Origin of the sequence: Lentzea rhizosphaerae, from assembly GCF_042649515.1 — a bacterium.
Taxonomy (GTDB): Bacteria; Actinomycetota; Actinomycetes; order Mycobacteriales; family Pseudonocardiaceae; genus Lentzea; species Lentzea aerocolonigenes.
The window spans coordinates 56,782-79,022 of record NZ_JBHRZI010000052.1 but is presented as its reverse complement, the minus strand read 5'-3'; the positions used below and the strand labels follow the sequence as shown (position 1 = coordinate 79,022).

Below are 22,241 nucleotides of genomic sequence, written 5' to 3'. Positions count from 1 at the left end.
TAATCCACAATGGACAGTGGATCGCACACGACCGCTGCCGCTGTCGGAAGGGCAACGACAGCTCTGGTTCCTCAACCGCCTCGCACCCGACAGCGCCGAGTACCTCGTCCCACTGGTGCTGCGGCTGCGCGGTGGGCTGAACGAGGACGCGTTGCGTCGCGTGTGGACGGAGCTGGTGGCACGGCACGAGATCCTGCGCACCAGGTACGAACTGCGTGGCGACCAGCCGGTCCAGGTGATCGATCCGGCCGTCCCGCCGCGGTGGGCCGTCGCCGACCTCACCCACCTGCCCGAGACCGAACGCGAGGACGCCGCACTGGCGCTCGCCGGCCACGAGACGCGGATGCCGTTCGACCTGGAGCACGACCACCCCCTGCGGCTCGTCCTGCTGCGGATCGCGCTCGATCACCACCTCCTGGTCGCGACCTTCCACCACGTCGCGTCCGACCAGGTGTCGCAGCAGGTGCTGCTCGGCGAGCTGGGCGCGCTGTACCACGCGTTCGACGCCGGTCTGCCCTCACCGCTGCCCCCACCGGAGCTCCAGTACGCGGAGTTCGCGGCGTGGCAGCAGAAGTGGCTCTCCGACGACCGGGTCGAACGCGATCTGCGGTACTGGCGCGCCCAGCTCGACGGGTTGCCCAGGCTGGAGCTGCCTGCCGACCACCCGCGACCGCCCGTGCGGGGCTGGCACGGTGCCGCGGTCGAGACCGTCGTGCCGGCCGCGACCGCCAAGTCGTTGCGCGAGCTCGCCATCGCGGGCCGCGCGACGCCGTTCATGGCGTTGCTCACGGCGTTCCAGGTGCTGCTGGCCCGCTACAGCGGCCAGGACGACATCACCGTGGGCACCGTCGTGTCCGGGCGCCACGACCCGCGCCTCGCGGGCACGGTCGGCTACCTCATCAACAACCTGGTGCTGCGCACCAGGATCGAGGGCGCGCCGAGCTTCACCGAGCTGCTCACGGACGTGCGGAACACCGTGCTCGACGCGTTCGACCACCAGGACGTGCCGTTCGCCCGGCTCGTGGACGACCTGCAGCCGGAACGCGACATGTCGGTGACGCCGCTCTTCCAGGCCGCGATCACCATGCACGACCTGCCGCCCGAGGAGGTGGAGGTGGCCGGGCTGACGATCGGGCACGTCGACCTGGGCTGGCAGGTCGCGAAGGTCGACCTCGCCCTGCGGCTCGCCGAGCTGCCCGACGGCTCGATCGGCGCGGTGTTCGAGTACGCGACCGACCTCTTCACCGCGGACACGATCACGCGCATGGCGGACCACTTCGCGCGCCTGCTGGACGCGATCGCCGCCGAACCGGACCGGCCGGTGTGGTCGCTCGACCTGCTCGGCGAGGCGGAACGCGAGCTGCTGACCAAGGGCTCCGGTGTTCAGGTGCCGCTACCGCAACGGTGTCTGCACGAGGTGTTCGCCGAACAAGCACTCAGGACCCCCGACGCACCGGCTGTCGTGTTCGAGGGTGATGTCCTGTCGTACGCAGAGTTGAACGCCCGCGCGAACCGGCTCGCCCACCACCTCGTGGCGCTGGGCGCCGGTCCCGGCAAGCTCGTCGGTGTCTGCCTGGACCGCGACGGCGACCTGGTGCCGGCCCTGCTCGGCGTCACCAAGTCCGGTGCGGGTTATCTGCCGCTCGACCCCGCGTACCCGGCCGACCGGCTCGGGTTCATGCTCGCCGACGCCGAGGTCGAGCTGGTCGTGACGACCTCGCGACACCTGTCCGCGCTCGCCGCCGTCCACACCGGCGCCGTCGTGGTGCTCGACACCGAAGCCGAGGAGCTGGCCGCACGGCCCGCCACCGACCCCGAGGTGCGCAGCACCCCGGACGACCTGGCCTACGTCATCTACACGTCGGGCTCGACCGGACGTCCCAAGGGCGTCTGCGTCACACATGCCAACGTGCTGCGGCTGTTCACCTCGAGCGACAGGCACTTCGGCTTCGACGAGAACGACGCGTGGTCGATGTTCCACTCGTACTCGTTCGACGTGTCGGTGTGGGAGCTCTGGGGCGCGCTGTTGCACGGCGGGAAGCTCGTCGTCGTCTCGTTCGAGGTGTCCCGCTCTCCTGAGGACTTCTGCGCTCTGCTGGTGGACAACGGCGTGACGATCCTGTCGCAGACGCCATCGGCGTTCCGCGGACTCGTCACGCTGGCGGAGAACGACCCGGCCCGGTTCGAAGGGCTCCGGCTGCGGGCGGTGGTCTTCGCGGGCGAGAAGCTCGAACTCGCCGACCTCGCACCGTGGATCACACGGTTCGGCCTCGACGAGCCCGCTCTGATCAACATGTACGGCATCACCGAGACCACGGTGCATTCGACGTTCCACCGCGTCACCGAGGCCGATCTCGCGCCGAACGCGGGCAACCCGATCGGGCACCCGCTCGACGACCTGCGCATCCACCTGCTCGACCGGCACGGGGAACTGGTGCCGATCGGCGTGCCCGGCGAGATCCACGTCGGGGGTCCCGGTGTGACCCGCGGCTACCTCAAGCGGCCGGAGCTGACCGCGCAGCGCTTCCTCTACGACCCGTACGCCCCCGGCGCCAAGCTCTACCGCAGCGGGGACCTGGCCCGCAGGCTGCCTGACGGCAGCCTGCACTTCCTCGGCCGCATCGACCACCAGGTGAAGCTGCGCGGGTTCCGCATCGAGCTCGGCGAGATCACCGCGGCACTGACCGAGCACCCGGCCGTGCGCGAGGCGGTCGTGGTGCTGCGCGAGGACGTTCCCGGCGACCGCAGGCTCGTCGCCTATCTCGTGCCCACGGGCGAGGACACACCCGATCCGGGCGAGTTGCGGGCAGCCGTCGGCCGGAAGCTGCCCGACTACATGGTGCCGTCGGCGTTCGTCACCATCGACGTCGTCCCGTTGACGCCCAACGGAAAGCTGGACCAGCGTGCCCTGCCGGCTCCCGACGAGAGCGCGATGCGGGCCCGTGGCGAGATCGTCGCGCCGCGGACGGTCACCGAGGCACGGCTGGCCGCGGTGTGGCGCGACGTGCTGGACGTGGAGACGGTCAGCGTGCACGACGGGTTCTTCGACCTCGGCGGTGACTCGATCCGCGCGGTGTCGCTCGTCGGCTCGCTGCGGGCGGAGGGCTTCGCCGTCTCGGTGCGCGACGTCTTCGAGTACCGCACGGTCGCACGCCTCGCCGAGCACCTCGACCAGCAGACCGCGCCGGCGCCGGAGGAGCCACCGGTCGAACCCTTCGCGCTGATCTCCGCCGAGGACCGCGCGCTGCTGGGGCCTGGCGTCACCGACGCCTACCCGATGTCGCAGCTGCAGATGATCATGCTGATCGAGATGATGGCCAGCGGTGACACCAACCTCTACCACAACGTGAGCTCGTTCAAGGTCAAGGACCCCAACGCCTTCGACCACGAGGCACTGCTCGAAGCCGGGCGGTTGCTGGTGTCCCGGCACGAGATCCTGCGCACCTCCTTGCACCCCGAGGGTTTCTCGGTGCCGATGCAGGTGGTGCACGCGCACGCCGAGATGGAGATCGGCACCCAGGACCTGCGCGGGTTGGACCGGCCGACCGCCGAGGCGGTCATCCGCCAGTGGACGCTGGAGGAACGGGAGCGCCGGTTCGACGTCGAGCGTCCCGCGCTGCTGCGGTACTTCGCCCACGTCGTCGACGACGGCTGGTGGGTGTCCATCACCGAATGCCACCCGATCCTCGAGGGCTGGAGCTACCACTCGCTGCTGATGCAGCTGCTGACCGCCTACTTCGAGCTGAGCGCGGGCCGTCCCGCGCCCGAGGTGCCGCCGCCCCCGGCGGTGCGCTACGCGGACTTCGTCGCCGCGGAACAGAAATCAGTGGCATCCGTCGAGGACAGACGATACTGGCGAGACGTCGTGAGCCGGTATCCGGCGTTCGAGCTGCCGGCGGCGTGGCGTGGCGAGGAACCAGGAGAGCGCTACCGCCTCGACCTGTCCTGCCGCGACATCATGGACGACCTGCGCGGCATCGCCCGGCGTGCGGACGTCTCCCTCAAGGCCGTGCTGCACAGCGCCTACCTCAAGGTGATGAGCACGCTCACCGACGCGGGAGAGTTCTTCACCGGCCTGGTGTGCGACACGCGGCCGGAGGTGCTCGGTGCCGACCGGGTGGCGGGCATGTACCTCAACACGGTGCCGTTCGCCTGCGACAGGTCCGCGAAGACGTGGCGTGACCTGGTGAAGCAGACCTTCGCCCGGCACGTCGAGCTGTGGCCGCACCGCCGGTTCCCGCTGCCCGAGATCCACCGGGAGGCGGGCGCGACCGGCAGGCTGATCGACACGTTCTTCATCTACCTCGACTTCCACGTGGTCGACGCCGACCTCGTCGAACCCGACACCGTGATGGACGACAGCCCGAACGAGTTCGCGCTGACCATCGCGAACATGCGCGACGTGTTGTTGTTGCACACCAACACGAGTGTGCTCAGCAGGGCCAACGGGGAACGCCTCATGGCGATGTTCCGCGCGGTGCTCGAAGCGATGATCGCCGACCTCGACGGTGACGCGCGGGTCACCTGCCTGCCGCCCGGTGAGCGCGATCTGGTGCTGGAGCGGTGGAACCGGACCGAGCGCGACCTGAGCCCCGAGGGCGTCGTCGAACGGGTGCGCGACTTCGCCGAGCGCACGCCGGAGGCGATCGCCGTGGTGGACGGCGACGAGTGGGTGACCTATCGGACGCTGGCCGGGCGGGCCAGCGTGGTCACCGCCCGGCTCGCCGGCCTGCCGCGCGGTTCGGTGGTGCCGATCCTCGCCGACTCCGGTGTGGGTTTCGTCGCCGCCGTGCTCGGCGTGCTCGGCGCCGGGTGCGCCTACATCCCCTTGGACACCGCGGCACCCGTGCCGCGGACCGCAAAGCTGCTGGCCGACAGCGGCGCACAGGTGATGCTGGTGGCCTCGCAACACGTCGAGCACGCCAGGGCCGCCGCCGACGGCCTTCCGGTCGACGTGCTGGTGATGGTGCGCGCGGAGCACACGCGGGCGGAGTGGACCACTCCGGTCGGCGACGAGAACGACCTCGCGTACGTGATCTACACCTCCGGCTCGACCGGCACGCCGAAGGGTGCCGTGGTGCACCGGCGGGGCATGGCCAACCACCTGCTGGCCAAGGTGGAGGACCTGGAGCTGACCGCGGGCGACGTCGTCGTGCAGAACGCTCCGCTCACCTTCGACGTGTCGGTGTGGCAGATGCTCGCCCCGCTCGTCGTCGGTGGCCGCGTGCACGTGGTGGACAGGTCGGCCGCGGCCGATCCCTCCGCACTGTTCGGTGCGGTGACATCCGAGGTCGTGACGGTGCTCGAAGTGGTGCCTTCGTTGCTGCGCGCGGCTTTGGACGACTGGGAGGCGGGCGCGCCGTTGCCGGACCTCGGTTGTCTGCGCTGGCTCGTGGTCACCGGTGAGGCGCTGCCGCCGGAGCTGTGCACGCGGTGGTTCGCGCTCTTCCCCCACGTCCCGATGGTCAACGCCTACGGGCCCACCGAGTGCTCCGACGACGTCACGCACGCGTTCCTCGACGCGCGAACGCCGATCGAGGGCCCGATCGTGCCCATCGGCAGGGCCATTCGCAACACCAGGCTGTACGTGCTCGACCCGAACCGCATGCCGGTGCCCGTCGGCATTCCCGGCGAGCTGCACGTGGCGGGCGCGGGTGTGGGCCGGGGCTACCTGAACGACCCGGAGCGCACCGCGCAGGCGTTCGTCCCCGATCCGTTCAACGGCGGACTGATGTACCGCACGGGTGACCGCGTGCGGTACCGGACGGACGGGCAGCTCGAGTTCATCGGCAGGCGCGACAACCAGGTGAAGATCCGCGGTCAGCGGGTGGAGCTGGGTGAGGTCGAGTCGGCGCTGCGCGCGTGCCCGGACGTCCAGGACGCCGCCGCGAAGGTACACGCCGGCAGTCTCGTCGGCTACTTCGCTGGAACCGCCGACCCGGCGGAGATCCGGCGGCGGCTCACGGCCGCGCTGCCCGAGCACCTGGTGCCGTCCGCACTCGTCGCACTGCCCGTGCTGCCGTTGACCGCGAACGGAAAGGTGGATCGCAAGGCCCTGCCGGCCCCGGACCGGGCCGCGCTCGGAGCGGGGGAGGCCGTCGCGCCCCGTACGCAGGCCGAGGCGCGTCTGGTCGAGGTGTGGCGGACCGTGCTCGGAGTCGACGAGATCGGGGTCGAGGACGACTTCTTCGCGGTGGGCGGTGACTCCATCCGCACGCTGACGCTGGTGTCCGCGATGCGGGCCAACGGTTTCCGCCTGACCGTGCGGGACGTTTTCGCGCACCGGACGATCGCTGCCCTCGCCGCACAGGACGGCGCGTCGGGCGAGGAAGAAGCTCTGGTCTGGCTGCGGCCGGGCGAGAGCGGGCCCGCCCTCTACTGCGTGCATCCGCAGGGAGGCAGCGCCCACTGGTTCGTTCCGCTCGCCGACGCCGTCGGGGACGGCTGCGCGGTGGCAGCGTTCGAGGCACCGGCGTCGCTCGGCGAGAGGACGGTCGATCTGCGTGAGCTCGCCGGCCGCTACATCGGTGAGATGGCGACCGACCGGCCGAAGATCCTGTTCGGCTGGTCCTCGGCCGCGACCCTCGCCTGGGAGATGGCCGTCCAGCTCGCCGAGGCGGGTACTCCGGCGGCGGCACTGGTCCTGGTCGACCCGACAGGTGACCCGATCGGCACACCCGACGTCGTGACCACCGATCCCGTCGTCGAGCGGCTCGTCGAGCTGATGGCCGCGGGCGCGGCTGTGGCGGACGACGAGGTTGCCGTGCTGCTCGGGCTCGCCCGGCTGTCCGGGGCCGCGTCGGATCGGGACACCGTGCGGCTCCAGCTCAACCGGATGCGGATGCTCACCAGGGCCATGTACTCCTACCACTATCCGGTCATCGAGACACCGGTGCTGCTGCTGGCGACCGACGACTGCGCGGAGCACGGCCACGGTGTGCTGCGCGGCCGCACCTACCAGGAGTACGTGCTGCGCTGGACCGAACTCGCCCGCGGCGGTCTCGACGTGCGGCGGGTGTCCGGCGGGCACGAGGACGTCCTGTCCGAGGCGCGGGTGCGAGAGCTCGTGGAGGTGCTGCGCGAGGTGACCGGCAGTCTGTCCACTGAGGACACTCCGGTGATTCTTCCGTGAGCGCACCCCCGGTCCGGCCCCCGGCGTACGGACTCAAGGGCAACAGGAACTTCCTGTTGCTCTGGGCGGGCGCGGGACTGTCCTTCCTCGGCTCCAGGGTCAGTGCCTACGCCTATCCGCTCATCGTGCTGTGGGCCACCGGGTCGGCGACTGCCGCCGGTCTGGTGGCGGCGGCGGCGCAGTTGCCGTACCTGCTGGTGCAGCTGCCCGCCGGCGTGCTCGCGGACCGCGTCGATCGCAGAAACCTGATGGTCGTCTGCGACCTCGCCCGTGCGGCCGTCGTGTGCGTCGTGGTGGTGCTGGTCCTGGTCGACGGCGTGCACCCGGTGCACTTCGCGGTGCTCGGTTTCGTCGAAAGCGGTTTCACCGTCGTGTACCGGGTTGCCGAGCGAGCCGCGCTGCCGAGCGTGGTCGCGGCGGAGTCCATCGCCGCGGCGACGGCGCGCAACGAGGCCAGGGAACGCGCGGCCGGCCTGCTGGGCCAGCCGGGTGCCGGGGCGTTCGCCGCGTTGGCCACCTGGGCCCCTTTTCTGTTCACGGCGATCACCCACGTCCTGTCGCTGTTCATGCTTCTGCGGATCAGGGTGCCGCTTCAGTCGCCGAGGCGGTCGCAGCGCGGCTCGGTGGTGCGGGAGGTGGCCGAATCGGTGAGCTGGCTGCGCGGGCAGCGGTTCGCCCGCCTGGCCGTCGGTTTGATCGCGTCGACCAACCTGCTGTTCCCGGTGGTGCAGCTCGCCGTCCTGGTCGTCGTGCGCAGAAGCGGAGGGTCGGAGCTCGTCGCGGCACTGGTCACCGGAGCCGCGGGAGTCGGTGGTGTGGCCGGCGCGTTGAGCACGCCCTGGTGGATGCGGAGGTTCACCCTGCCCCGCCTCATGATCCTGTCGAACCTGCTGTGGGCGTGCCTCCTGCTCGTCGTGGCGTTCGTGAGCGCTCCGGTCGTGCTGGGAACCGTGTTCGCCCTGTCGGCCGGTGCCGCCGGGGTGTGGGCGGTGTCGCTGAGCGCCCACCTGTTCGGCGTCGCGCCCGAGGACATGCGTGGCCGGATCGCGGGCGCGGTGACGTTGCTCGCCTACGGACCGCTCGCGATCGGGTCGGCGTCCGGCGGCGTCACGCTCGACCTCCTCGGCGTGCGAGCGACGGTGATCGCCGCGATGGGCGTGCACCTCCTGCTGCTCCTGCTCGCCTCGATCAGTCAGGGAACGCGTTCGTTCCGCGAGATACCGAAGTCAGATTCCGCTTGATGCACACAGATTGCTCGACGCCGACACATGTCAGGAGATGGTCATGGCCGATCCAATTGAGCTGGTGGGCGCGAACGGACGGGCCGGACGGTCCACGGTCGCGGTGGGAGGGGTGACGATCGGACCCGGCACGTTCACGCTCGTCGCGGGCCCCTGTGCGGTCGAGACGGCGGAACAGACGCTGCGGGCCGCCCAGATGGCCGTGTCGGCGGGCGCGTCCCTGCTCAGGGGTGGTGCGTTCAAGCCGCGCACCTCGCCCTACTCCTTCCACGGCCTGGGCGCCGAGGGACTGCGGATCCTGTCGGACGTCCGGGCCGAGATCGGGGTGCCGTTCGTGACGGAGGTCCTCGACACACGCGACGTGGATCTCGTCGCGGACCACGCCGACATGCTCCAGATCGGAGCTCGCAACATGCAGAACTTCGCACTGCTGCGCGCAGTCGGGACGACCCGTCGCCCGGTTCTGCTCAAACGCGGGCTGAGCGCGACCATCGAGGAGTGGCTGCTCGCCGCCGAATACGTCGCTGCCGCCGGAAACGAAGCCATCGTGTTGTGCGAGCGCGGTATTCGCACCTTCGAGAACACGACCAGGAACACGCTCGACATCAGCGCGGTTCCGGTGGTGCAGAAGATGAGCCATCTGCCGGTCATCGTCGATCCCTCGCACTCCGCCGGGCGGCGCGACCTCGTGCTGCCGCTCAGCAGGGCCTCCGTCGCGGTCGGCGCCGACGGGCTGATCATCGAGTGCCATCCGGTGCCCGCGGTGGCGCTGTGCGACGGCCCGCAGGCACTGGGACCCGAGGACATGCCGGAGCTGGCCGCGCTCATGAAGGACGTGCCGCGGCTGGCCGGGCGCGCCCTGGCCGAGACGCCCACACCGGTCGAGGCTGGTGGCCGAGCGTGCCGGTGATCTCCGCACCCGACGCGTTCACGGTCGACGACCTGTACGTCGACCTGCACGGCATCGTCGGCCACCACCTTCATCTCAAGTGCGAGGGGCTCAACCTCGCCGGTTCGATCAAGCTCAAGGCCGCGGCCGGCATGGTCGACGCCGCCGAGGCATCGGGGCTGCTCCGCCCGGGACACACGCTCGTCGAGTCGTCGTCGGGCAATCTCGGCGTGGCGCTGAGCATGATCGCCGCCCATCGCGGCTACCGGTTCGTGTGCGTCACCGACACCCGGTGCACGGAACCCTCGGTGCGCATGATGCGGGCACTGGGGGCGCGGGTGGAGGTGGTCTCCCGGCCGACCGCGGACGGCGGCCTGCTCGGTGCGAGGCTGGACCGCGTGCGGGAGCTGTGCGCCGCCGACGACTCGTACGTGTGGCTGAACCAGTACGCGAACGAGGGCAACTGGAGAGCGCACTACGCGAACACCGCACCGCAGATCCTCAAGCAGTTCCCCGATCTCGGCCTGTTGTTCGTCGGAGCGGGCACCACCGGAACGTTGATGGGATGCGCCCGGTTCTTCCGGGACGAGGGCCTGCCGGTCACCGTGGTCGCGGTCGACGCGGTGGGATCGGTGACGTTCGGCGGGGAACCCGCACGCCGGCTGGTTCCTGGACTGGGCACGAGCCGGCGGCCGGAGATCCTCGATCCGTCCTGTGTGGACGATGTCGTGCACGTGGCCGAACCCGACACGATCCGGGCCTGTCACCGGCTCGCCGCGCACGGCTTCCTCTTCGGCGGTTCCACCGGCACCGTCGTCGCCGGAGCACTGCGCTGGCTGGCCCGCAACGGTGGGAGTGAGGACCGGACCGCGGTGCTGATCGCTCCCGATCTGGGGGAGCGCTACCTCGGTTCCGTCTACGACGAGAACTGGCTGCACACCAACTACGGAACGGAATGGACGCGACATGAGCACTCTGATCGGTGACCGCAAGAACAAGATCAAGCAGCTGGCCTGTGCCTCCTTCGAGGTCGCACCGGACCAGATGACCGACGAGACGCACTTCGTCGAGGACCTGGGCGTCGACTCGCTCAACGCGATCGACCTGCTCGCCGCGCTGGAGACCGAGTTCGAGATCGAGATCGAGCCGGAGGAGATCCGTCGCATGACCAGTGTCGACGCCGTCTACGACGTCGTGGCGGAGGCCGCCGGCTGGCCTGTCGACGAGAACGCGGCGAGCCGGTGACGGCCCCGGTCGCCGGACGCCGCGTGGTGGTGACCGGCATGGGTGCCGTGTCCGGCATCGGTGTCGGACTGCGCGAGTTCGCCGCCGCGCTGCGGGTGGGCCGCAGCGCGGCGGCACCGGCGACCTCGTTCGACACCACGGGCTTTCCCTCCGACGTCGTGTGCGAGGTGCGTGGTTTCGCCGCGGGCGACTGGATCCGCACGCTCGATCCCGCCCGGCTGGGACGTGCCGCGCAGTTCGCCGCCGCCGCGGCGAGGATGGCGGTGCAGGACGCCGGTCTCGAGCCGGAGACGCTGGCGCGGCGCAGGGGACTCGTCACCATCGGCACGACGAACGGTGAGTCGCAGGACGTCGACGAGCTGACCTCGGTCGACGTGCGGTACGGGCCGGAGCACATGCGCCCGGAACTGGCCCGTCGGGTACCCCCGCAGACCATCGCGACCTCCATCGCACGGGAGCTCGGTCTGTCCGATGTGGACGCCAGGGTGATCGGCACCGCGTGTTCGGCCGGCAACTACGCCATCGGCGAGGGGCTGGACGCGATCCGGCTGGGCCTGGCCGACTACGTGCTGTGCGGCGGCTCGGACGCGGTGAGCCGCAAGACGTTCGCCGCGTTCCACCGGCTCGGGCTGGTCGCCCCGGACGAGTGCCGGCCGTTCGACGCGGAGCGGCGCGGGATCGTCACCGGCGAGGGAGCCGGTGTGCTGCTGCTCGAAAGCGCCGAGCACGCGACCGCCCGCGGGGCCCGCGTCCACGCCGAAGTGCTCGGCTACGGGTTGAACTGCGACGGCGAACATCCCGTCGCACCGTCCCGTGCGAGCGTCGCGCGTTGCATGCGGCTCGCCCTGGACGACGCCGGGGTGAAGCCACAGGAGGTCGGGTTCATCTCGGCGCACGGCACCGGGACCAAGCTCAACGACATCACCGAGTGCGAGGCGATCCGGGACGTCTACGACGGCCGCCCGCCTCCGGTGGTCTCACTCAAGTCGATGCTGGGTCACACGATGGGTGCGGCGAGCGCTCTCGCGGCCATCGGGTGCGTGCTGGCGCTGACCGGGGAGTTCATCCCCCCGACGATCAACCACCGGCAGACCGATCCCGACTGCGGGGTCGACTGCGTGCCGAACGTGGCGCGTGCTGCCCGGGTGGACGTGGTGCAGAACAACGGGTTCGCCTTCGGCGGTGACAACGCCGTGGTCGTGCTCGGCAGGTACAGCGGGAGGGATCGATGAGCGGCACGGCAGCGGTGATCACCGGCTGGTCGGTGGTGTCGCCGTTCGGGTTCGGCCCGAAGTCCTATGTAGACGGTCTGCTGGATGGCGACGTCACAGCCCGCCCGGTCGATGCCGACGGCCCGCCGCTGCCGGACGCGCTCGCGTCCACGGTGCCCGGACTCGACCCGGCGGCGATCCTCGACGGCCGGGGTGTCCGGCACCTCGACCGCGCGAGCCAGCTCGCGCTGGCGACGCTGAGTGACCTGGTGGACCCCGGCCTGGACACCGGTGAGCGCACCGGGCTCGTGCTGGGTACCGCGCTGGGCAGCGTGCAGACCGAGATGGACCACATGCGTGCCTCGCTGCGGGCCCGCAGGCCGCACCTGCTCGACCCGAAGACGCTGGCGAGCGGCACGATGAACTGCGCGGCCGCGCAGTGCGCGATCCGCTTCGGCATCACGGGCCCCAACACCACGATCGCCGGTGGTCGTGCCGCGGGTCTGCACGCGCTGGACTACGCGTGCCGCCTGCTCGCCGCCGGCCGGGCCGACCGGGTGATCGCCGGTGCGGTCGAGGAGTACACGCCGGCAAGGGCCTGGCTGACCCACCACGCCTGCAGCCGCAGGCTGGAGTGGCTCGGCGAAGGCAGTGCGGTGTTCCGCCTGGAGCCACCCGGAGCGCGCGAGCCGCTGGCGCACGTGCTCGCGGTGACCGGACGGGTCGCGGTCGACCACGATCTGCCCGCCGCGGTGGTGGCGTGCGGCAGGGACGTGCTGAACCGCGCCGGAGTCGGTGCTGCCGCCGTCTGGGCGGCGGTCGGTGCGGGTAGCTCGCTGCGGGAACACGCAGCCCTCGCCGGGCTGGTCGGGCCGGACGCGCTGACCAGGATCCCCGATGCGGAAGGGATCGGTGACACCGGCGCCGCGTCGGCCGCCTTCGCCGTCGCCACCGCGCTGGGACTCGTCGGCAGGTGGCCGGAGGCAGCGGGACGGCATGTGCTCGTGATGGCGACGGATCCGAACGGCGCCGTGAGCGGCGCGTTGCTGCGCTTGGGAGGTGCGTGATGGCAGAAGACACGCGGGTGGCGCTGGTGAGCGGCGGTTCGCGGGGTATCGGGAGAGCCTGCGTCGCACGGCTGGCCGCCGACGGGTTCGACGTGGCGTTCTCCTACCGATCGGACTCCGAGGCCGCGCAGCAGCTGGTGAAGGAACTCGACGGGGCGAGGGTGTCCGCGACGAGGGTGGACGTGACCGACGCGGCCGCGGTGACGGCGTGGGTCGCTGACGTGGAACGGAACTTCGGCCCGATCCACGCGGTCGTCACCTCGGCCGGTATCACCGCGGACGGCGGGTTCGCCACGATGTCCGCGCAGCGGTGGGGTGACGTGCTCCGCACGAACCTGGACGGCACGTTCCACGTCTGCCGGGCCGCGACGTTCGGGATGATGAAACGCAAGTGCGGCAGCATCGTCACGCTGTCGTCGGTGTCCGGCGTGCACGGCAATCCCGGCCAGGCCAACTACTCGGCGGCCAAGGCCGGCATCATCGGGATGACCAGGGCGCTCGCCAAGGAGGTCGGCAGGTACGGCCTGCGGGCGAACGTCGTCGCTCCCGGGCTCATCGCGACCGACATGACGGCGGGACTGTCCGAACAGGTACGCGCACGCATGATCGAGCGGATCGCGTTGCGTCGCGCGGGCACCGGTGAAGAGGTGGCGGACCTGGTCTCCTACCTCAGCTCTGGCCGGGCCTCCTACGTGACCGGTGCGGTGTTCGAGATCGATGGTGGCATTGGCGCATGAGCCCGGTCATCACGGCGATGTCGGTGATCTCCCCGTTCGGGCTCGGTGCCGATGCCTTCACCCGTGGCGTGCTGGCCGGCCGGACTGCCCTGGCCGCTGTCGACCCGTCCGCCGAACTGCCCTACGCGGCGGCCGGGGTCGTCGAGGAGTTCGACCTCGCGGCCGTCATCGGCAACGACGCCAAGAACCTCGCCGCACTGGGCCGTGCGGCGAGCCTCGCGGTCGGCACCGCGGGGCTGCTGCTGCGATGCCACGATCTCGCCGAGTACCCCGCGACCTCCAAGGCCGTGGTGCTCGGCGGCGACCTCATCGCGACCGACAGGGCGATGGCGCTGACCCGTCAGTCACTGACCAGCCCCCAACCGTTCCAGGTGGACACCAAGGCGTTCCCGAGCAGCGTCATGAACAACTCGGCGGCGCAGTGCGCCATCAGGTTCGGCCTGCGCGGCCCGAACACGACGGTGACGACAGGGCGGATGACCGGCCTGTCCGTGCTCGCCTACGCGCGGCGGTTGCACCTGCGGGGCCGGGCGCCGGCCGTGCTGGTCGCCGCGGTCGAGGACCTGACCCCACGCCGTTCGTGGCTCACCTGGCACGGGCACGGTGCCCGATCAGCGGATCCGCTCGGTGAGGGGTGCTGCGTGTTCCTCCTCGAGTCCGCCGAGGCGGCCGCCGAGCACGGACGCGTGCCACTGGCGGAACCGCTCGCGCTGGAGTTCGGCGTCGCCCCGCACCCCGACGCGGCTGCGGAGGTGCTCGCCGCCCGGATCCGTCGTGCTCTGGACGCCGTGCGCGGATCGGTGACCGAGGTCTCGTCGATCGTGGTCTCGCGCCGGTGCGCGGTCGCGGAGCGCCTGGCGGTCGCGGACCTCTTCGGTCGCGACCGGCAGGTGATCGAGCCCGCCTGCCTGATCGGCGACACGGACGGGGCTTCCGCTGCCTTCCAGCTGGCGACGGCGATCGCCCACGCTTCCGCGTCGGATTCCATCGCACTGGTGACCTCTGCCGACCCCGACGGCAACGTCGGGTGCGGCCTGTTCCGCATTTCCGCCGCTGTGTCCTGCCTTGAACATCGACGAACTCGTGGAGACAAGACATGACCGAGTCAACGGCACCGTCTTTCGCCGTCATCACCGGTGAGCAGGTGAGCCGGGTACTGCACGGGCAGGAACAGCGCGTGATGCGCATCGTGGCGGACACCTACCGGTTGCACGGCGCCGGGCGCACGGTGAACCCACCGTCCTACTTCCTCAGGTTTCCGGACCGGCCCGCCGACCGCATCATCGCGCTGCCGGCGTCGCTGGGCGGAGACTCCACTGTGGACGGAATCAAGTGGATCTCCAGCTTTCCCGGCAACGTGACGACCGGCCTGCCGAGGGCGTCCGGCGTCATCGTGCTGAACGATCCTGCCAACGGCTACCCGTTCGCCTGCCTGGAGACGTCCGTCATCAGCGCCACTCGCACGGCCGCGTCCGCCGTGCTGGCCGCGGGACTGTTGCGCACGGGCTCGGGCACCGCGAGAGTCGGCTTCGTCGGTACCGGACTCATCGCCAGGTACGTGCACACCTATCTCCGCACCGCGGGCTGGGACCTGAACGACGTCGGGGTGTACGACACAGCGGCAGCGCACGCCGACGGGTTCTCCTCGTACGTGGCGCGATCCGGCGGCCGGGCCAGGATCCACACCGACGCGGGCGAACTCGTCCGCGCGAGCGATGTGGTGGTGTTCGCGACGGTGGCCGCGACACCGCACGTGCACGACCCGTCGTGGTTCCGGCACAACCCGTTGGTCCTGCACCTGTCGCTGCGCGATCTCGCACCCGAGATCATCCTGTGCTCGGTCAACGTCGTGGACGACGTCGACCACTGTCTGCGTGCGAACACGTCACCGCACCTGGCTGAGCAGCAGGCGGGCCATCGCGACTTCGTGCACGCGACACTGCCCGACGTGCTGACCGGTACCGCCGTCCTGCCGGACGACCGGCCCGTCGTGTTCTCCCCGTTCGGGCTCGGGGTGCTGGACCTGGCGCTGGCCAGGCACGTTCACGACGAGCTCGAGGCCGGCGGCGAACTCCGCACGGTGCCCGGTTTCTTCGACGAGCTCGAGCGGTACGGCGGACGGTCATGATCTCACCACGTTCTGCGTCCTGCCTCGATCCGGGCAGCGCCGTCGTGCTCGCCGGCGACGACCGCGCGGGCGTGTACACCGCCCGCGGCACGATCACGGGTGTTCCCGTCGTGCTGTACGTCGTCGAGATGAACGAGGCGAACGAGGTCTTCGAGAAAGTCAGATGTCGCCACGTCGTCGCGGCGATCGACCTCGCCGACCGGGAGGACCTCCCGCTGATCGGGGTGTGGCGGATCGAAGCCGCGGCCGGCATCGGGAACGAGCTGTCCGGCGGACTGGTGCACGTGTACGCGGCGATGATGAGTGTTTCCGGCCGTGTTCCCCAGATCCTGACCGTCGCCGGCTCGGCGGGTGGCGGGATGGCCGCCTGCGTGGAGCTCGCCGACGTGGCGATCTCCGTCGGTGGGCGGGGTCTGCACCTGGACGTGGCGAACGAGGAGGACGCGCGGGCTGCCACGACACGAGTCCTCCGCCTGCTGACCGGATCGGCGCGGGCCGGTGACGTCGTGGCCGGCTGCCACCAGGACCTGCGGAAGGCGTTGCCGGCACGCGGGCAGCAGCCCTACGACGTCGAACCGCTGGTGCGCGGCCTGCTCGACGACGGCACGTTCGAGGCGCTCAGACGTGGGACGGCGCAGAGCATCGTGGTCGGCCTCGGCACGCTGGGAGGCCGCACGGTCGGTGTCGTGGCGAACAACCCGCGTGACCGGTGGGGCCTGCTCGATGCGGCAGCCGCGAGAAAGGCTTCCCAGTTCGTGCGGATGTGCGACGCGTTCTCGGTGCCGTTGATCGTCGTCGTGGACGTGCCCGCGTTCCTGCCGGGCATCGACGAACGGTGGGGAGACCTGTTGCGCGGTGGCGCGGAACTTCTCGATGCCTTCGCGTCGACGTCCGTCCCACGGGTGGTGCTGATCACCCGCGAGTGTTATCAGGGCGCGTACTTCGTGGCGAAGGCCTGTTCCACGGGAGTGACGACGGTGTACGCATGGTCATCGTCCGGTGTGGACGCAGCGGCCGTGGACGAGGTGATCGATCCGGAGGAGACGCGGATGAAGGTGGCGAACGCTTTGTCGCACCGGCCGGTCTGTCCCGAGCGGATGGTCCGGTGAAGGGCCCGGTGCGGGGCCGGCCCCGTCTCGTCCAGCCACCGTCCGAAGTGGATGGTCGCTGGTCTGCCGTGCTGGAACTCGGTGTTTCACCGCGAGAGCCGGTCTTCGCCGGGCACTTCCCGGGCCTGCCCGTCTTTCCCGGTGTCTGTCTGGTCGAGTGCGTCCACCTGGCGGTCCGTCAGGTGGTGCCGGACAGCCCGGCCGGACTCGTCGCCGTGCACTCGGTCAGGTTCCAGTCGCCGGTGTTCCCGCACGACGTGATCACGATCTCGCTGCGCTGGGATCAGCACGTTTGTGAGGCTCGGGTCGGCACGGACAGGGGCCCGGCCGCGGTGGTTCGAATCGGGCTCGGTGAGAGGAGGACGGTGTGATCGGCGTGGCGGAGATCAAGAAGCTGCTTCCGCACCGGTACCCGATGTTGCTGGTGGACGGTGCGACGTGGACGGACGACGGCACGAGGCTGGTGGTGGTCAAGGCGGTCAGCTGCAACGAGCCCTGGTACGACGAGATCGGTGACGACGATGACCACGCCTACCCGGAGACGCTGGTCGTCGAGTCGTGGATGCAGGCCGCCGGGGTGGTGCTCGGTCTCACCGGCGTCCTCGACGTGCCTCGCGACCACGTCATGCTCGCGGGAAAGCTGTCAGGGCTGGAGTTCCGCCGCCGGGTGGTCCCAGGTGAGGTGCTGCACCACGACGTCCGGGTGGTGCGGGCGATACCCGGCACGGTGATCGTCTCCGGCGAGACCCGCGTCGGCGGAGAGGTCGTGCTGTCGCTGGAACGTGTCGTGCTCGCGATCCGCCCGGCTGGAACGCTGCCCGCGGCGGTGGGTACTTCGTGATCCTGACCAGGGAGGTGTCCTTCGAGAACGCGGGGACGACTCTGCGCGGCACACTTCACGTACCGGCCCGCGGCACCGGCAGGCCCGGCGTGGTGCTGGTGCACGGATCGGGTCCGGGACCCCGGTCCTCGCTCACGGCGCACGCCGAGGCTTTCGCGCGCGAGGGCATCGTCGCGCTGACTTACGACAAGCGCACCGAGGGCTACTCGGTCACCCGACGCGACTACGGCCTGCTGGCCGCGGACGCGCTCGCCGCGGTCAGGCTGCTCGCCGCGCAACCGGAGACCGACCGGGAGCGGGTCGGGCTGTGGGGTTTCTCCGAGGGCGGCTGGGTCGCACCCCTGGCCGCGTCCCGTTCGGACGAGATCGCGTACGTGGTTCTGGTCGGGGCCAGCGGACTGCCCCCTGCCCGCCAGCAGGGCTGGGCGCTGGAGACCTACCTGCGTCGCAACGGCGTGCGGGGCGCGATGGTGGACGCTCTGGCGGAAGTGGGGATCCGGCAACTCGCGGGTGCCGGCCTGCTCGCGGAGGCGCACCACGACGGCGTGCCGGTGCTCCGCACGCTGCGCCAGCCGGTGCTGGCGCTCTGGGGTCAACACGACACGGTCGTGCCGCCGGGGGAGAGTCTGCTGATCTTCCGCGAGGCGCTGGCGGGCAACGATCGGAACACCCTCCGGGTGGTTCCGGGGGCGGATCACGGTGTGTGCGAACCGGGGCAACCGGCAAAGCTCGCACCCGGCTACGTGGAGTTCGTGGCGTCGTGGATCACAGGCGCGCCGGCGGCCGCACGGTCCGAGACCAGTGCTGTGCCACCGGTGCAAGCCGTGTGCAGCAGGACGATCGACCCGCTGGAGTGGTGGGAGTCGACCGGTGTCCAGTGCGCCGCTTTGGCGTTGTTCCTCATCGCTTTTCCCGGCAGCCTGAGCCGGCCGGCGGAACTGGACCGGGTGAGCCGCTGGGCGGCCGTGCTCGGCTCGGTCACCGTCGGTGGCTGGATCGTCTACTTCCTCCGCATCACCGTGGACGAGAAACCCGCGCTGGGACCGACATTCGGTGGCCGGACCCTGCCCTGGCTGGCCCTGCAGGGGACGGCGGCGGCGACCGTGGCGGCCACGGCCCTCACCGCCGTGCGGGCGAGACGGCTCTGGCCCCGGCTTCCCGGCACGGCGAAGGCGAGGCTCGGCCTGCTGATCGTGGGCGGTCTCGCCATGGTGCCGTGGGGCCGCTACTGGCGGCTGCTGCGGCGCTGACGCTCCGAGTCGGCCGGAGCGGCGGTCCGCGCAGGGCGCTGGACCAATCCGTGACCAAGAGCCTCCACTGTGGACGGCCGATGGTGTCCTTTGTGGACCTCCTGGAACATTCTGGGGGACATTTGACGTCGGGACCCAATGAGACTCCATGGGGGCTGACCAGGCAAACATGCCGATGGGGCCGCCTCTGGAAGATGTCCCGAAAGCGCCTCCGGGGCCTCGAGCTCGATCCCGGTCCGGTCGTCGCACACGATCCGCGGCGTCGCGTACCCCGGCAGGTAGCCCATGATCGCGTGCTGCAGCTCTTGCGCTTCCCGGACGGACACCCTCCAGTGCTCCACGTCGGGGATCATGTCGCACATGTCTCCGGTGGGACAGAAAGACGAACGCGACTGAATCACCGTTGAAGTGCCGAGAGTTGGGAACCGACATCAAAACGAGGTTCAATGGATGCCCGAGTTCTGACGGATTAGGGTTCCCTTCTGTGGGAGCTCAGGGGTGAGATCCCCTGGGGCGACCCGGCGGGCCTGGGAAGGGTAACAAGAAGGAGGTCGTCCGGATTCTGCTCACACGGGTGCCTCACATGATCCTGGCAAAGAGGGTCCAGGGTTGCGACCGTGTCATGACTACGTCATAAGCGCATGCGCCGATGCCGGGCGAGTTGGTGCCCTGTGATCAGGGGCTTATGGGCTCAGGTGGTGTCCGTTCCGTTCGCGTGTCCCCGAACGCGTCTGTCCCTCCCGAATCGCTGTCAATTCCCGTGCAAATGCGCTAAGTTGCAGGTGTTGGTAAATGTTGCGAAATCTCATCGCACTGAATCATCAGGCACCCTCCTGACGGGAGACAGCAGCACGTGGAAACCACCGGACCACGCACCGTCGAAAGCATTGCGGCACACTTCCATGACGTTGATTCCTCCGCCGTTCCCGAGGACTTCATCGCCTATCTGCGGAAGATGGAGGAGAGCGAGAGCGGCCGCGCGGTGCGGGAGGCCACCTATCGCGCCGTAGAGGCCGCCGGGAGCAGGGGAGCGGACATCGGGTGCGGTGCCGGACGCGCCGTCGCGGATCTCGTCCGGCTCGGGAAGGACGCCGTTGGGGTCGACAGCAGTCAGGCCATGGTCGACGCGGCCCTGGCCCGGTTCCCGCACTGTCACGTTGTCAGGGGCAGCGCCTTCGAGTTGCCGTTCGAGGACGCTGAACTGTCGTGGTACCGGTCCGAGCGGACCTTCCTCCACTTCCCCGATCCCGCCGAGGCGCTGTCCGAGGCCCGCAGGGTGCTGAGGCCGGGTGGGACGATCGTTCTCGCGGACCCCGATCTCGCGTCGATGGTGGTGAGTTCGCGGATCCCGGAGACGACCGAAGTGGTCAAGGACGCGTTCTGCTCGGCCGTCCCGAATCCCCACGCCGGCACCCACAACGCCTACCACCTCGCCGACGCCGGATTCACCGACATCTCCGTCGTTCCCGTCATGGCGAGCCTGAACGACCATGCGTCCGCGTTCGGCGTGGTGCTGGAGCCGGCCCTGACGGCGGCTCTCACCCAGGGCGTCGTCAGCGAGGAGGCGGCGGCGCGGTGGAAGGACGACCTGGGCGATCTTTCTCGCCGGAACGCCTTCACCGCGACGGCGATCTTCTTCGTCACCACGGCCCGCCTGGCCCCGTAGGTCATGATGAACGGCGCTTTTGTGCACCTGAGGTGGACAAAAGCGCCGTTCATCATGCTGGGCGACCCGATTGTCCTGAGCCCGCCAGAAGTCGTTGCCGGAGCAGGTTCTTGCGCACCTTGCCGGTCTCGTTGCGCGGCAGTTGGGACATGAGTTCCAGGCGGGACGGCTGGCACCAGGCGCTCATGCCGAGCCCGTCGAGCCAGTCGCGGAGGCCGTCGAGGGTGGGCGTCCCCTCTCCCGGTACGACGACCGCGCAGGCGAGCTCGCCGCCGTGGCCGTCCGGGTAGCCGACCAGGGCGACGTCCCGTACGTCGGGGTGGTCCAGCAGCACCGACTCGACGTCGCTGACCGGGATCATGATGACGCCGATCCGGTCCTCGGCGCGGCCGTGCAGCCGGATGCCGCCGTGGCCGTCCGGCGCCGCCAGGTCACCGGTGTCGTACCAGCCGTCGTCGTGCTCGGTGAGCACGGTCAGCCGACCGTCGTCCCGGCCCCAGGTGGCCAGGCACAGCGAAGGGCTGCGGACGAAGAGACGCCCAGGTCGCTCGTCGCTGATCGGGTGGTCGGCCCGCAGGTCGATCTCGTGGCCAGGGGCCCCGCGCCCGACGGTGCGGCCGGCCAGCTCCGGGTGCTCTCCGGTGCGGGTGAACGTGGTGGCGCCTTCCGTCATGCCCCAGCCCACGTCCAGCGGGATTCCGAAGATCTCGGTCACCCTCCTGAACAGTGGCTGCGGGACGGTGGTGCCTCCCGCGCGAATGATCCGCACCGTGGGCAGTCGCTGCGACGTGCGTTCCATCGCGTCGATCAGGACGGAGAGGAAGACCGGGACGATGACCATCCAGCTGACCTCGGCCTGGGCCAGGAATCCGATGACGGCCTCCGGCTCCCAGCGGTCCGTCACGACCGCGCAGGCCCCGCGGTGCAGCGGCATGAAGATGCCCAAGTTGAGGCCGACGACGTGTGTCGCCGCGTTCGGTGAGTAAACGCGGCTGTCCTGGCCGATGCCGTCGGCGGCTGCCACGGGGGCGTACCAGGCGTACGAGGTGTTGAGGGTGTGCAGGACGGCCTTCGGCTCACCGGAGGTGCCGGAGGTGAACAGCACCAGGGAGACCCGGTCCGGGTCCACAACGGACGGATCCGGCAGAGAGGTGTGTTCCGTCTGCTCGAAGTACTCGCGGAAGTCGAGTTCGCCGTCCGTGGTCCGCTCGCCGAGCACCACGCGGTGGCGCAGTGCGGGCAGCCTGGGTGCCATCTCGGCCAGCGCCGCCGCGTGGTCGAAGTTGTCCCACCGATCGACGGTCACGCAGACGACAGCATCCAGCCGGCGGAGCATCCGCTCCAGCTCGCGGGGGCGGAACGCGCACATGATCGGCGCCGCGACGGCCCCGAGCCGGGTGCAGGCCAGCACCAGCGGTCCGACCTGCCAGACGTTCGGCAACTGGATCGCGACGACCTGACCGCTGCGCACCCCCAGCGCGTGCAGCGCGCCGGCGAAGCGGTCCACGTACTCGGCGTACTGCGCGTAGGTCAGCTCCAGGGTGCCCCGGCCGGTCTCCGACACGAGAAGGGCGGGGGCGTTGGGGGTCTCGGCACGCCACCGCGCCAGGTCGTCCAGGACGGTGCCGGAGCGCCAGTGGCCCTCCCTGCGGTACTGGTCCGAGGTGGTGGCGTCGGGGCGCAAGGTGGTGATCGGGTTCACGGTCTTCACTTCCGGTGTGTCGC

General features: G+C 70.3%; 16 protein-coding genes and 1 pseudogene. 15 read left to right on the top strand and 2 right to left on the bottom strand.

The window, feature by feature from the left end:
* Positions 1-16 precede the first annotated feature (16 nt).
* The 14 genes from ACFOWZ_RS43815 (at position 17) to ACFOWZ_RS43750 (ending at position 18,850) form a co-directional block, all read left to right on the top strand.
* Positions 17-7,132, top strand: coding sequence for an amino acid adenylation domain-containing protein (locus ACFOWZ_RS43815; RefSeq protein ID WP_382379944.1), 7,116 nt, complete (start codon positions 17-19; stop codon positions 7,130-7,132).
* A complete protein-coding gene (locus ACFOWZ_RS43810) occupies positions 7,129-8,373 on the top strand; it encodes an MFS transporter (protein WP_382379942.1) in 1,245 nt (414 codons plus the stop codon). Before ACFOWZ_RS43815 ends, ACFOWZ_RS43810 begins: the two co-directional genes overlap by 4 nt.
* Positions 8,374-8,383: 10 nt before the next feature.
* A complete protein-coding gene (gene aroF / locus ACFOWZ_RS43805) occupies positions 8,384-9,283 on the top strand; it encodes a 3-deoxy-7-phosphoheptulonate synthase (protein ID WP_382379940.1) in 900 nt (299 codons plus the stop codon).
* The gene (gene sbnA / locus ACFOWZ_RS43800; protein ID WP_382379938.1) at positions 9,274-10,248 is read left to right on the top strand and encodes a 2,3-diaminopropionate biosynthesis protein SbnA; all 975 of its coding nucleotides are present in this window, start codon (positions 9,274-9,276) and stop codon (positions 10,246-10,248) included. Before aroF ends, sbnA begins: the two co-directional genes overlap by 10 nt.
* The gene (locus ACFOWZ_RS43795) at positions 10,229-10,507 is read left to right on the top strand and encodes an acyl carrier protein (RefSeq protein ID WP_382379936.1); all 279 of its coding nucleotides are present in this window, start codon (positions 10,229-10,231) and stop codon (positions 10,505-10,507) included. The genes sbnA and ACFOWZ_RS43795 overlap by 20 nt, the downstream gene beginning before the upstream one ends.
* Positions 10,504-11,739 carry a beta-ketoacyl-[acyl-carrier-protein] synthase family protein gene (locus ACFOWZ_RS43790; protein ID WP_382379934.1) on the top strand — a complete coding sequence of 412 codons (1,236 nt, stop codon included), beginning with the start codon at positions 10,504-10,506 and terminating at the stop codon, positions 11,737-11,739. Before ACFOWZ_RS43795 ends, ACFOWZ_RS43790 begins: the two co-directional genes overlap by 4 nt.
* A complete protein-coding gene (locus ACFOWZ_RS43785) occupies positions 11,736-12,785 on the top strand; it encodes a beta-ketoacyl synthase N-terminal-like domain-containing protein (RefSeq protein ID WP_382379932.1) in 1,050 nt (349 codons plus the stop codon). Before ACFOWZ_RS43790 ends, ACFOWZ_RS43785 begins: the two co-directional genes overlap by 4 nt.
* Positions 12,785-13,522, top strand: coding sequence for a 3-oxoacyl-ACP reductase FabG (gene fabG / locus ACFOWZ_RS43780; RefSeq protein WP_382379930.1), 738 nt, complete (start codon positions 12,785-12,787; stop codon positions 13,520-13,522). The genes ACFOWZ_RS43785 and fabG overlap by 1 nt, the downstream gene beginning before the upstream one ends.
* Complete coding sequence (locus ACFOWZ_RS43775) at positions 13,519-14,622, top strand: beta-ketoacyl synthase N-terminal-like domain-containing protein (RefSeq protein WP_382379928.1); 1,104 nt, start codon at positions 13,519-13,521, stop codon at positions 14,620-14,622. Before fabG ends, ACFOWZ_RS43775 begins: the two co-directional genes overlap by 4 nt.
* On the top strand, positions 14,619-15,650 hold the full coding sequence (sbnB, locus tag ACFOWZ_RS43770) for a 2,3-diaminopropionate biosynthesis protein SbnB (protein WP_382379926.1): 1,032 nt from the start codon (positions 14,619-14,621) through the stop codon (positions 15,648-15,650). The genes ACFOWZ_RS43775 and sbnB overlap by 4 nt, the downstream gene beginning before the upstream one ends.
* Positions 15,647-16,759, top strand: coding sequence for a carboxyl transferase domain-containing protein (locus ACFOWZ_RS43765; protein ID WP_382379924.1), 1,113 nt, complete (start codon positions 15,647-15,649; stop codon positions 16,757-16,759). The genes sbnB and ACFOWZ_RS43765 overlap by 4 nt, the downstream gene beginning before the upstream one ends.
* Before the next feature lie 68 nt (positions 16,760-16,827).
* The gene (locus ACFOWZ_RS43760; RefSeq protein ID WP_382379922.1) at positions 16,828-17,130 is read left to right on the top strand and encodes an ApeI family dehydratase; all 303 of its coding nucleotides are present in this window, start codon (positions 16,828-16,830) and stop codon (positions 17,128-17,130) included.
* Positions 17,127-17,600: a 3-hydroxyacyl-ACP dehydratase FabZ family protein gene (locus ACFOWZ_RS43755; protein ID WP_382379920.1), complete on the top strand. Its 474-nt coding sequence runs from the start codon at positions 17,127-17,129 to the stop codon at positions 17,598-17,600. The genes ACFOWZ_RS43760 and ACFOWZ_RS43755 overlap by 4 nt, the downstream gene beginning before the upstream one ends.
* Positions 17,597-18,850, top strand: a complete 1,254-nt coding sequence (locus ACFOWZ_RS43750; protein ID WP_382379918.1) for an alpha/beta hydrolase family protein — start codon at positions 17,597-17,599, stop codon at positions 18,848-18,850. The genes ACFOWZ_RS43755 and ACFOWZ_RS43750 overlap by 4 nt, the downstream gene beginning before the upstream one ends.
* 146 nt (positions 18,851-18,996) lie before the next feature.
* Here ACFOWZ_RS43750 and ACFOWZ_RS43745 read toward each other — a convergent pair.
* A pseudogene (locus ACFOWZ_RS43745) lies at positions 18,997-19,212 on the bottom strand (lysine 2,3-aminomutase); the annotation flags it as partial.
* A 491-nt stretch (positions 19,213-19,703) separates the two neighbouring features.
* Here ACFOWZ_RS43745 and ACFOWZ_RS43740 point away from each other — a divergent pair.
* Positions 19,704-20,516, top strand: coding sequence for a methyltransferase domain-containing protein (locus ACFOWZ_RS43740; protein WP_382379916.1), 813 nt, complete (start codon positions 19,704-19,706; stop codon positions 20,514-20,516).
* Between the two features lie 52 nt (positions 20,517-20,568).
* Here ACFOWZ_RS43740 and ACFOWZ_RS43735 read toward each other — a convergent pair whose 3' ends face one another.
* Positions 20,569-22,227 carry an AMP-binding protein gene (locus ACFOWZ_RS43735; RefSeq protein ID WP_382379914.1) on the bottom strand — a complete coding sequence of 553 codons (1,659 nt, stop codon included), beginning with the start codon at positions 22,225-22,227 and terminating at the stop codon, positions 20,569-20,571.
* Positions 22,228-22,241 lie beyond the last annotated feature (14 nt).